Here is a 10,714-nt window from a genome sequence, read left to right as displayed (position 1 = left end):
GACCACGACCAACCCGTTCGAGAACGACGACGGCCGGTACCTCGTCCGCGTCAACGACGAGAGCCTCGCCGACGCCCTCGCCGCAGCGCAGTGACGGTGCCTGAACTCCCGCTCCCCCATCACCCCGAGGACCTCCCGTGAACATTCCCGCCCTGCACCTCAGCCACGTCGAGCTGTACGTCACCGACGCCACCGCCGCCGCCGAGGCGTTCGTCGACGGCTACGGATTCCAGGTCTACGCCACCGCCGAGCGCACCGGCCCGCCCGGCGCCTCCCGATCCCTGGCCCTGCGCACGGGCGACATCGTCCTCGTCGTCACCCAGGGCCTCGACGCCGGCCACCCGGCCACCGCCTACACCGACCGGCACGGCGACGGCATAGCCGACATCGCCCTCACCGCCGTCGGCGCGCGCGCCGCGTTCGCCGACGCCGTCGCCCGCGAGGCGACCGTGCTGGCCGAGCCCGCCGAGGCCGACGGCTGGGTCACCGCCGTGCTGGGCGCCGGCTTCGACGACGTACGCCACACCCTGGTCCAGCGCCCGGCCGGCGCCGAGGCGCACGGCACCCCGCTGCCGCTGCCCGGATTCGAGCCGGTCGCCGAGCCGCTGCCGGTGCCCGCCGAGGCCCCCGCGCTCACCGTGCTCGACCATGTCGCGGTCAGCGTGCGGACGGGTGAACTCGCCGCTTCCACCGCCTACTACGAGCGGGTCTTCGGCTACCACGCCGTCTACGAGGAGCTGATGGTCCAAGGCAAGGAGGCGATGGACTCCAAGGCCGTCCGCAGCCCCACCGGCGACATCACCTTCACCGTCCTCGCCCCCAGCCCCGCGCACGAGGCCGGTCACATCGGCGACTTCCTGGAGCGGCACGGAACCGGCGGCGTCCACCACCTCGCCTTCGCCACCGAGGACATCGTCGAGACCGTCGCCCGGCTCGACAAGCGCGGCACCGTCTTCCTGTCCACCCCGGAGGCCTACTACGACGCCCTGGCCGTCCGGGTCGACCTGAACCGGCACTCCGTCGGCGAACTGCGGGCCTTCGGGATCCTCGCCGACGAGGACCACGCCGGGCAGCTCTTCCAGATCTTCACCCGCACCGTCCACCCCAAGCGCACGCTCTTCTACGAGATCATCGAGCGGATCGGCGCCGACACCTTCGGCGGCGGCAACGTGCGCGCCCTGTACGACGCGGTCCAGTCGGAGAAGGCCGAGCACGAGGCCACCGTCACGGCGACCAAGGCCGGCCCGGAGAACGCACGCTGACCCTGCCCGCACTCGACGGGACGACGTGGCCGAGGCCGAAGCGCTGGTGGTAGCCCTCGGCCCGTCGAACGGGCTGTCACCCTACCCGCGTCGGTGATCTGCCAGGTCGTCCAGGAGGACGTCCGTGATCACCTCCTCGGCCACCACGGTGCGCAGTCGGCCGCGAAGCTGTCGCCGCGGCGAACGGCGCTCCCGACTGAGCAGGCCCCGGCCTGGGTGAACCGTTCCTCCGCTGGGGCCGTGCGATCGGGTGGGACGCGCGCCGACCGGCGCGCGGCGATGGAGGGCGCAGACGATGGCCGAACAGCCGTGGATCACCGGGTACTCGTACGGGTGCGAGCACACCGACAACGGCACGCCGATCAAGCCGCTGCCGTACCGGGTCGCCGCCGAGCGCAAGCTGTGCCGGACCGAGCAGCACGCGGCCGTCGAGGCCGAGCGCCGGCTCGCCCTGCTCGGGGCCACTGCGGTCAGGGACCTGCCCGGCGCCGCACCGCGGGCCGCGCTGACCGAGGCGCTGCCGTGGTCCCGGTTCCTGCCGGTCGGCGAGCTGCCCACGCTCGCCGACGATCTCGTCGCCGGGCTCCGGGCCACCGCCGCCACCGGCTTCCTGGCCCCCTTCGCCAATGCCCTGGCCACCTGGCAGGCCACCGCCGAGCTGCTCGCATCGGGCGCCCACGCGGACGCCGACCGGCACGGCCCGTACACCACCGGCCGCGCCGAGCTGACCTGCCCCGAGGAGTACCGGCACGGCCACCGCCCCGGCGACGGTCCCAAACCGGCCAGTCCGGACCTGGCGGCGGTCTGGGACCGGCTGCTGGCGGAGCAGCCCGAGCGCGCCGGCGACATCTGGTGCGAGCTGCAGTACGACCCGCTGATGCTCGACTGCCGGCGGACGCCGCTGCGCGGGGCGCTGCGCACCGTCGCGATCGACGGCCGCGAGCTGGAGCAGTGGGTCTACCGCGACGCCGCGGGCCTCCGGTTCCGGTACGCGGTCGACACCGTGGAGCGCGAGACGTGGGTGACCGGCATCGGCGAGCTCCCGGCCGAGCTGCAGGACGAACTGGACGCCCAGGAGCTGCCCTGCCCGGGCGGCTCGGCCTCCGACCGGGCCTGCGACTGCTGGGACGCACCGCCGCCCGGAATGTCGGGAGGCTGGGTCCCGGGGAACTGGGTCCCGGGGAGCTGGGTCCCCGCGACACCGGCCGCCGCGATCCTGCCTCCACCCGACCGGCGGGCGTAGGGCGCCGGCGGCGGCAGCCGGACGGGCCCGACGCCGACGCCGACGGGGACGGGAACCACCGGACGGCGGCCGGGTGGCGGGTCAGGCCGGGGCGCCGCGCAGCTCCAGGGTGCAGCACTTGACGCTGCCGCCGGCCTTGAGCAGCTCGGTGACGTCGATCCCGATCGGTTCGAACCCCCGCGCGCGCAACTGCGCCGCCAGGCCCACCGCCGCCTCCGGCAGGACCACCCGGAGGCCGTCCGAGACCGCGTTCGGACCGAAGACGGCTGCGTCCCGGGTGGTCGTCGTCGGCCCCGAGCGTGCCGGGTCCGGCGATCACGGGTACGGCCGCGATCTGCACGGCGGTCGGACGGCAGTGGTCCAGCCGGGGTCGGCGGCCCGGGCTGAACCCCGTATCAAACGCCTCCGACACGGTCAGGGCTCGTAGACCATCTCCGGGAAGCTCGCCGAGGGCCCGTCCAGCAGGTGGTCGTCGTGGCCGCGCAGCCAGCGGTCGAGGAAGCCGGCGACGTACGTCCGGGTCGCGAGCACCGCTCGGTCGGGCCGGATGTCCCCGACGTCGGCGCGCAGTGCGTGGGAGCTGATCGCGCCCTGGCCGGCGAGCTGTGGCAGCAGGGATTCGGCGTCGGTGTACGAGCCGTGGCGGGAGCCGTCGAGGGTGAAGTCGGCGTGCCATCCGGTGCTGTGGCGCCACAGGGCGTCCCAGCCGGGCTGCTGCTGGTGGGGGCCGGAGCCGTCGTCGCGGGTGCCGAGCAGCAGGAACGGCCGGTCCAGGCCCTTCTCGGCGACGTCGGTCAGGTAGACGCCGGTCCTCCCGTCCGGTCCGGGGAAGTGCAGTTGCCCGTCCATGTTGACGGCGGCGTCGATCCGGGGGTCTTCGCGCATGGCCTGGAGGGCGGTGGAGCCGCCGCCGGAGTGGCCGACCATGCCGATCCGGTCAAGGTCGAGCGCGGCGCCGACGCCGGGCGGCAGGGTGCGGGAGTGCTTCAGACGCGCCAACTCGTCGAGGACGAACCTGGTGTCGTCGACCCGGGTGCCGATCATCTTGCGCAGCAGCGCGCCCATGTCCAGGCCGGGCTGCTTGGCCAGCTCCGGGAACACCGAGGTGGCCAACTCGCCGTTCGGAAAGGAGACTTCGGACGCCTCCCAGGTGTGGTCGACGGTCACCACGACGTAGCCGCGCGAGGCCAGGTCCTCCACCAGTGCGGTCCCCCAGGTTCGCGGGTCCCCCAGCCCCGCCGAGTACAGCACCACCGGCCGCGCCCCGCCGGGCAGCGCGGGCGCGTCGGCCCGGGCGTGGGTGCGCACGCCCGCCCAGTCGGTGCGGCCGGGCTCGAAGCCGTAGTCCCCCTGCCCGACGCTGTCGGCACTGCCGAAGTGCGCCGCCGCCTCGGGAGTCATGTACGGAGCACGTTCTCCGCCGAGCGCGGATCGGCCGGTCGGGTACCAGAGGCTGATCATCAGCTCGCGGGGCCGTCCGGCCTGCCACGGGTCCTCCCGGCCCCGGTCGACCAGGTGCACGCTGGTGGTGCCGACCGCGTACGGTCCGGTGGGCGCCGGCAGCGCCGCCTTCGCCTGTTGCCCGGCCGGGGCCTGCGCCACCGCCACCGCGCCGGGAGCCCCGGCCACACCCAGCACTACCGTCGCCGCCAGCGCCACCGTCGCCAGCGCCCGTCCTCGCCTGCCCATCGCCCGTCCCCTTGCTCTCGTCCCCGGCACGTCCTTCGGTACGGGAGCGACGGTACGGGCGGGGCGAGGGCGAAGCCGTCATACCGGGGAGCCAACTCGCCGATTGCTACCCGGGTATGACACTCCTACGGATGACTGGTACCTACGGAGTTCCCGGCGGGTCGCACCCAGCGCCGGCGCGTCCTCCAACGCTGCGGAACGGGTCACGCCGGGGGTGCAGGAGCGGATCCGTTCGATGTCGCACCGTTTTCCGCAGGGCCAGGGCCCTGGCCCTGACAGGGGCGGCGATCTTCTCCTTCGCCCGCCTGCGGTCCGCCTCGGTGGGCTCGGCCCTGCCTTCCAGGGGCGTGGTCGCGAGGTTCTTGAAACCATGCCGGTTCGGGTCGTTCCGGGTTCGGGACGAAGGCGGGTAGCGCGGCGAGGCTGTGGCGCACGGCCTCGCCGCCGTACTCGAACATCTGCCGCTCGTAGTCGCCGACCGCGCCGATGAGGTCCTGGCGGCGCTCGACGGCCCCGACCAGGCGGCGGCGCAGCAGGTCGGCGTCGCGCAGGGCGGTGTTCGCGCCGTTGCCGCCGGTCGGGGAGGTGGCGTGGATGGCGTCTCCGAGCAGCGTGACCGGACCGGGCGCCCAGCGCTCGCGAGGCTCGACCACCCGGATGGACAGCAGGGTGCTGTTGTCCGGGTCGGCCTGCTCGATGAGCGCCCGCAGGTCCGGATGCCAGCCCTCCATCCGGGACAGCACGGCCTCCTGCGCGGTCGGGGCGCCGAGCGAGCCGTTCGGCGGAAGGATCATGGCCCAGCGCACGTAGTCGCCGATGTCGGGCAGCGTGACTTCGGGGGCCAGTCGTTCGGCGGCCTGCTTCGGCGGGGTACGGAAGCGCATCGCGCCGAGCAGCAGGCTGACGCCGTCGCCCGCGATCTTCGAGCCGTAGGCCTTGGACAGGCCCGCGAACTCGTCGGTCAGCGGGGTGCGGCCGATGACGAACCGGATGCCGGTGTCGGTGGGAGTGGTCTGCGGGGACAACACCCCGCGGACCGCGGAGGCGATGCCGTCCGCGCCGACGAGCAGATCGGCGGTGGCCGGGTCACGGCGGGCGAAGTGGGCTCGGACCTTGCCGTCGGCCAGCACGTCGTAGCCGGTCAGCGCGGCATCGGTGTGTACGGTCAGGCCGGCCAGCAGCAGGTGTCGCAGCACCTGCCGGTCGACCACGATGCCGGTCCGGCCCGCGCCGAGCCTGCCGATCTCGTTCAGCCGCGGGTCCAGGATCAGTTGCTCGGCCGAGGCCTCCATGGCGATCTCGTCCAGCAGCGGGTGCCGGCGCGTCGGCAGGCAGTCGCGCAGAGCCTGGAAACCGCTCGGGTTCAGCACGAGCCGGTAGCCCTGGAACCGTGCGGTGATCCCCGGGTCACGCTCGTACACGTGGGCCTCGACCCCGGCGTTGCGCAGACCCTGCGCGAGAGCCAGACCTCCCAGACCGGCTCCGATCACGGAAACTCGCATCACACACCTCCTGGACGGACCCTCCGGACCCGGCCCGGGTACCTGGGCGGGGTACAGGCGAACCACACCGAGACGAACTTAGTTCGTCACGTACGATCTAAGTTCTACGAAGCGAACTTAGATCGTGTCAAGCTATCGTGACGGGTATGTCCTCCGATCCTCGACAACGCCGAGCGGCCCGCCACGCCCAGCCCGCCGGGGAGCCCGCGGCGGCGCCCCGCAAGAAACCCATCACGGTCGACCGGATCACCGACGCCGCCCTACAGGTCGTGGCCACCGAGGGCTACGACGCACTGACCATCCGTCGAGTCGCCGCGGTGCTCGGCACCGGGCCGTCGTCGCTGTACGCACACATCGTCGGCAAGGAGGACATCGACGATCTGCTCGTCGGCCGGCTCTGCTCCGAGGTCGTGCTGCCCGAACCGGACCCGGCCGCGTGGCGCGAGCAGATCCGCGACGTGTACGCGCAGATCCGCGATCAGTACCTGAAGTACCCGGGGGTCTCCCGTGCCGCGCTGGGCATGGTCCCCACCAACCTCTCCGCGTTGCGGGTCAGGGAAGGACTCCTGGCGATCCTGCTCGCCGGCGGAATCGAACCGCGGAGCGCCGCCTGGGCGCTCGACGCCCTGTCCCTCTACGTCAGCGCCTACGCCTTGGAGCAGTCGCTGGTCCAGCAGCGGCGCAAGCACCCGGACCAGGAGTGGGTCCTCGGCCGCGAGGAGCTGATCCACCGGTTCACCGCACTGCCGGCCGACACGTTTCCGCAGACCCGACGCCATGCCGCCGAGCTGACCTCCGGCACCGGACACGACCGGTTCGACTTCACCCTCGGCCTGATCACGGACAGCCTCACCCAGGCGGCACCGGCATCCGGCACCGGGTGAACGCCGCAGCATGAGGCCGGTCGGCACCGAGACCGCCGCCCGCTTCGACACCGTCGGGCCGGACCGGTCGCGGGAGCCGGTCCTCCCGGGCGCCGCGCCGTACGGCCGCGGCGCCGTCGCGCGGGGCGGCTGGCCCCGTCGGGTGATCCCAGGGCGCGGGTTCCGCGTCGGCCGGTCGACGGCTCGCATAGTCGGACCGTCACACCCGCCGATCATGGGACGAGCCGACGATGCGATTCCCGCGCCGAGAGATCCTCACCGCCGCCACCGCCCTGCTGCTCGCCCTCGCGGGGTGCGGGGCACCGCAGGCCCGGCAGGCCGTGCCGTCGCCGCCGCGGGATCCCGGTACCACGGCCGCACCGACCCCGCCGGGGCCACGGGCGTTCACGCTGGTCGCTACGGGGGACGTGCTGCCGCACACCGAGATCATCCGGCAGGCCCGGGAGGACGCCGGGGGCGACGGCTACGACTTCACCCGGATGCTCGCCGGAGTCGAGCCGGTCGTCGGCGCCGCCGACCTGGCCATCTGCCACATGGAGACGGTGTACGGCGCCGACGGCGGGCCCTTCACCGGCTACCCGTCGTTCAAGTCGCCCCCGCAGGTGGCCCGGGCGCTCAAGGACACCGGCTACACCTCCTGCGACACGGCCTCGAACCACACCCTCGACGACGGGCCCGACGGCATCCGGCGCACGCTCGACGCCATGGACGCCGTCGGCCTGGAGCACACCGGATCCGCCCGCAGCGCCGACGAGGCCGGGCGCCCCGCACTGCTCACGGCAGGTGGCGCCACGGTGGCCCAACTCGCCTACACCTACGGGACCAACGGCATCCCGCTGCCGAAGGAGCGCCCCTGGGCGGTCAACCTCATCGACCGGGAGCGGATCCTCGCCGACGCCAGGGCCGCCCGGGAACAGGGGGCGGACATCGTGGTGGTCAGTCTCCACTGGGGCACCGAGTGGCAGGACGCCCCGAACGAGCAACAGCTCACCCTCGCCCGCGACCTGACCGCCGGGCAGAGCCCCGGTCGGCCCGACATCGATCTGGTCCTCGGCACCCACGCCCACATCCCGCAGGCCTACGAGAAGATCAACGACACCTGGATCGTCTACGGCCTGGGCGACCAGCTCGCCGGACACATGTTCAACCCCACCGGCGCGGAGGACCCGCGGGGGAACTGGAGCTCGATCGCCCGGTTCACCTTCTCGCCGCCTACCGGGCCCGGGCAGCGCTGGACCGTCACCAAGGCCGAGTTCGTCCCCCAGCTGACGGACCTCGGTCCGCCCTACCGGGTCCTCGACCTGACCGAGGCCGTCCGCCGCGAACCGGGCCGCGCCGACTACGCCCGGGCCCTGGACCACATCCGGTCGGTCGTGCTGAGCCGCGGCGGCGGCGCGGCAGGGCTGACCATGGCTTCCTGAGCCGCCGTCCAGGTACCGGCGGCGGTACGGACGGCTTCCGGGAGGGGCAGCGACGCGCGGAGGAACCCCGCGGTGTCACCGGTGGCCGCGGCCGAGGCGGCCGTACTTTCCCGGGAGGGGGCGAGGGAACGCATGTGCTGCTCCACGGTCGACCGACGAAGAGGGTCGGGGCGCGTTTCGTGGCGACGGCCCGCACCGCCTCATTCTGTCCGGGTCCGGCGGACTTCCGGTATCCGAGTTTTCCAGGGGGGTCCCGTGCCCGAACGGCCTCCGACCGGAAGGGGGTTGGGAGCTATGCCCACGGGAGGCCCGGCCTTGCAGATCTGACGGATGCTCTGCATAGTTGCTTCACATCCGGCCGAACGCGCCCCAGGGGACCGGCCTGACGCACATATGTCATGTACATGAATTTTTCTGCCCTTGCTGCTCCGACGCTCCGACGTGCGGCAGACCCTTGTCCCGCCGCGGCCCCGACTGTCACCTGCGCCCAGGGCGGCAAGCCCGCCTCTCGACGCACCAGCCGGCTTCCCGGGAGACGTCCCGCGCCAGTAATTCCTTCCAGAGGAAAAGGGGAAAGATCATGCGTAGCGCCACCAAGACCGTGCGCCGTGCCCTGGCCGTCCTGGCCATCGCGGCGTCAGCAGTGACCGCCGCACCGGCCGTCGGCCAGGCGGCGGCCGTGGAGAGCCCCCGCATCGCCGGCCCGGCCCCGCTGCCCGGAACGATCGCCGGCCTCGCCGTCGACGGCAGCCGCATCGGCGTCCTGACCACCGACGGCCGCGTGTTCGTCAAGGACGGCGCCGTCGACTCCCGCGGATGGGTCCAGCAGTACGAAGGCGCGACCTCGCTGGCCCTGTCCGGCAACCGCATCGGCGTCATCGACAGGAGCGGCCACGCCTACGTCAAGGAGGGCAGCCTGTTCGCCGGATGGGTCGACGAGGGCGGCGACGCGCTCTCGATCGTCCTGGACGGCAACCGCATCGGCGTCGTCACCAGCGACCACCATGCCTGGGTCAAGGAGGGCAGCCTCACCGCCGGATACTTCGACGTGGCCGTGAACGGCAACGCCCTCTCGCTGGCCCTGTCCGGCACCCGCATCGGTGTCCTCACCAGCGAGCACCACGCCTGGGTCAAGGAGGGCGCCGTCACCGACGTCTCCCACTGGGTCGACATGGGCTCGGACGCCAACGCCACCGCCCTCGTCCTGAACGGCCGGCGCATCGGCGTCATCACGACCGACGGGCACGCCTGGGTCAAGGAGGGTGCCGTCGGCGACCTCACCAACTGGTTCGACGTCGCCGGGAACGGCAACGCCCTCGCCCTGGTCCTGAACGGCCAGCGCATCGGGGTCATCACCAGTGACCACCACGCCGCGGTCAAGGAGGGCGCCGTCGCCGACTTCACCAACTGGTTCGACGTGGCCGGGAACGGCAACGCCGTCGCCCTGGTCCTGAACGGCCTGCGCATCGGCGTCCTCACCAGCGACCACCACGCCCCGGTCAAGGAGGGCGCCATCGCCAACTTCACCAACTGGGTCGACATGGGCGCCGAAGCCTGACGCCACGACGCCGCCCCCGGTCGGCCCGCCTGCCCCGCCTTCAGCCGTGCAGGCCGGGCCGGCCGGGGTCGTCGGCAGCGCGGCGCAGCGCGTGCTCCGGGGCGGCCGCGTACGCCCCCGAGTCCGGACAACTGCTCGTCGACACCTCCCTGCCGCCGCAGAGCATCGTCCCGGCGGTCACGTCGTACCGGTTCGTCACACAGCGTCCGGAGGTCGTGGGGGGACTGGGCGGCGTGGCCGGTCGAGCCGGGCGAGGGCGAGGTTGAGGGTGACGACGTTCACCCGAGGCTGGCCGAGGAAGCCCAGGTCGCGTCCCTGCCGGTGTTGCCCGACCAGCCGGCGGACCACCTCCGGATCCAGGCCTCGTGCCGTGGCGACGCGGTTGACCTGCTCGTCGGCGTAGGCCGGGGAGATGTGCGGGTCGAGGCCGGAGCCGCTGGCCGTGACCGCGTCCGGCGGGACCTGGTCCGGGGCGACGCCGTCGAAGCGGGCGACGGCCGCGCGGCGGTCGTTCACGGCCTTCAGCAGGTCGTCGCTGTTCGGGCCGAGGTTGGAGCCGCCCGAGGCGGTCGGGTCGTACCCGGCGCCGGCGGCCGAGGGGCGGGGCTGGAACCACCGGGGATCGGGCCGGGGCTGCTCCTTCGGGTCGGCCGGGTTCGTCCTGGGCAGGTCGAAGGACTGGCCGATCAGGCTGGAGCCGACTACCTGCCCGTGCTGTCGCAGCAGCGAGCCGTTGGCCTGCCCGGGAAGGGCGACCTGGGAGAACCCGGTGAGCGCCAGCGGGTAGGCCAGCCCGCAGAGCACGGTGAAGACGAGCAGCATCCGCACGGCGGTCAGGTGGACGCGGATCCAGCTGCGGAGCGAGGTCGGCACGGGGGCTCCCGGTGAGCGTCAGTAGATGTACCGCACCACGAGGTCGATGAGTTTGATCCCGAGGAACGGCAGGATCAGGCCACCGACCCCGTACACGCCGAGGTTGCGCCGCAGCAATGCCGGGGCCGAGGACGGCTTGTAGCGCACGCCGCGCAGGGCGAGCGGGATCAGCGCGACGATGATCAGCGCGTTGAAGACGATCGCCGAGGTGATCGCGGACTGGGGGCTGTGCAGGCCCATGATGTTGAGGTGGCTCAGGCCCGGGTAGACCCCGGCGAACAT

At 73.0% G+C, this 10,714-nt stretch carries 9 protein-coding genes and 2 pseudogenes; 5 read left to right on the top strand and 6 right to left on the bottom strand.

Annotation, left to right across the window (positions count from 1 at the left end):
• Window positions 1–137 precede the first annotated feature (137 nt).
• Together hppD and ACGF0D_RS35390 are read left to right on the top strand one after the other, a co-directional pair.
• Window positions 138–1,262, top strand: coding sequence for a 4-hydroxyphenylpyruvate dioxygenase (gene hppD, locus ACGF0D_RS35395; protein ID WP_392923344.1), 1,125 nt, complete (start codon window positions 138–140; stop codon window positions 1,260–1,262).
• A 295-nt stretch (window positions 1,263–1,557) separates the two neighbouring features.
• Complete coding sequence (locus ACGF0D_RS35390) at window positions 1,558–2,505, top strand: hypothetical protein (RefSeq protein WP_392923341.1); 948 nt, start codon at window positions 1,558–1,560, stop codon at window positions 2,503–2,505.
• Window positions 2,506–2,586: 81 nt separating this feature from the next.
• On the opposite strand, the pseudogene ACGF0D_RS35385 reads toward ACGF0D_RS35390, so the two are convergent.
• From ACGF0D_RS35385 to ACGF0D_RS35375, 3 genes and pseudogenes are all read right to left on the bottom strand, one after another.
• A pseudogene (locus ACGF0D_RS35385) lies at window positions 2,587–2,787 on the bottom strand (amidinotransferase); the annotation flags it as partial.
• 132 nt (window positions 2,788–2,919) lie between these two features.
• A complete protein-coding gene (locus ACGF0D_RS35380) occupies window positions 2,920–4,194 on the bottom strand; it encodes an alpha/beta hydrolase family protein (protein ID WP_392923338.1) in 1,275 nt (424 codons plus the stop codon).
• Between the two features lie 203 nt (window positions 4,195–4,397).
• Window positions 4,398–5,696 (bottom strand): FAD-dependent oxidoreductase, encoded by a 1,299-nt coding sequence (locus ACGF0D_RS35375; protein WP_392923335.1) that lies wholly within the window; start codon window positions 5,694–5,696, stop codon window positions 4,398–4,400.
• A gap of 146 nt (window positions 5,697–5,842) precedes the next feature.
• Between ACGF0D_RS35375 and ACGF0D_RS35370 the strand changes: the two genes are divergently transcribed.
• From ACGF0D_RS35370 to ACGF0D_RS35360, 3 genes are all read left to right on the top strand, one after another.
• Window positions 5,843–6,580: a TetR/AcrR family transcriptional regulator gene (locus ACGF0D_RS35370; protein ID WP_392923332.1), complete on the top strand. Its 738-nt coding sequence runs from the start codon at window positions 5,843–5,845 to the stop codon at window positions 6,578–6,580.
• Window positions 6,581–6,810: 230 nt separating this feature from the next.
• Window positions 6,811–8,001: a CapA family protein gene (locus ACGF0D_RS35365; protein ID WP_392923329.1), complete on the top strand. Its 1,191-nt coding sequence runs from the start codon at window positions 6,811–6,813 to the stop codon at window positions 7,999–8,001.
• Window positions 8,002–8,581: 580 nt separating this feature from the next.
• Window positions 8,582–9,559 (top strand): hypothetical protein, encoded by a 978-nt coding sequence (locus ACGF0D_RS35360; RefSeq protein ID WP_392923326.1) that lies wholly within the window; start codon window positions 8,582–8,584, stop codon window positions 9,557–9,559.
• 40 nt (window positions 9,560–9,599) lie between these two features.
• On the opposite strand, the gene ACGF0D_RS35355 is transcribed toward ACGF0D_RS35360, so the two are convergent.
• The 3 genes and pseudogenes from ACGF0D_RS35355 to ACGF0D_RS35345 all read right to left on the bottom strand — a co-directional run.
• The gene (locus ACGF0D_RS35355) at window positions 9,600–9,758 is read right to left on the bottom strand and encodes a hypothetical protein (RefSeq protein WP_392883172.1); all 159 of its coding nucleotides are present in this window, start codon (window positions 9,756–9,758) and stop codon (window positions 9,600–9,602) included.
• Window positions 9,755–10,432: a potassium-transporting ATPase subunit KdpC gene (gene kdpC / locus ACGF0D_RS35350; RefSeq protein WP_392923323.1), complete on the bottom strand. Its 678-nt coding sequence runs from the start codon at window positions 10,430–10,432 to the stop codon at window positions 9,755–9,757. Before kdpC ends, ACGF0D_RS35355 begins: the two co-directional genes overlap by 4 nt.
• Window positions 10,433–10,450: 18 nt before the next feature.
• A pseudogene (locus ACGF0D_RS35345) lies at window positions 10,451–10,714 on the bottom strand (potassium-transporting ATPase subunit B); the annotation flags it as partial.

It is taken from the genome of Kitasatospora sp. NPDC048298 (assembly GCF_043201465.1).
Taxonomy (GTDB): Bacteria; Actinomycetota; Actinomycetes; order Streptomycetales; family Streptomycetaceae; genus Kitasatospora.
The sequence above is the reverse complement of the archived record's forward strand: the minus strand, read 5'-3'. Positions and strand labels throughout refer to the sequence as shown.

Coding starts and splice junctions, on each gene's coding strand:
- ACGF0D_RS35390 (WP_392923341.1), top strand. CDS start 1,558: ATGGCCGAACAGCCGTGGATCACCGGGTACTCGTACGGGTGCGAGCAC.
- ACGF0D_RS35380 (WP_392923338.1), bottom strand. CDS start 4,194: ATGGGCAGGCGAGGACGGGCGCTGGCGACGGTGGCGCTGGCGGCGACG.
- ACGF0D_RS35375 (WP_392923335.1), bottom strand. CDS start 5,696: ATGCGAGTTTCCGTGATCGGAGCCGGTCTGGGAGGTCTGGCTCTCGCG.
- ACGF0D_RS35370 (WP_392923332.1), top strand. CDS start 5,843: ATGTCCTCCGATCCTCGACAACGCCGAGCGGCCCGCCACGCCCAGCCC.
- ACGF0D_RS35365 (WP_392923329.1), top strand. CDS start 6,811: ATGCGATTCCCGCGCCGAGAGATCCTCACCGCCGCCACCGCCCTGCTG.
- ACGF0D_RS35360 (WP_392923326.1), top strand. CDS start 8,582: ATGCGTAGCGCCACCAAGACCGTGCGCCGTGCCCTGGCCGTCCTGGCC.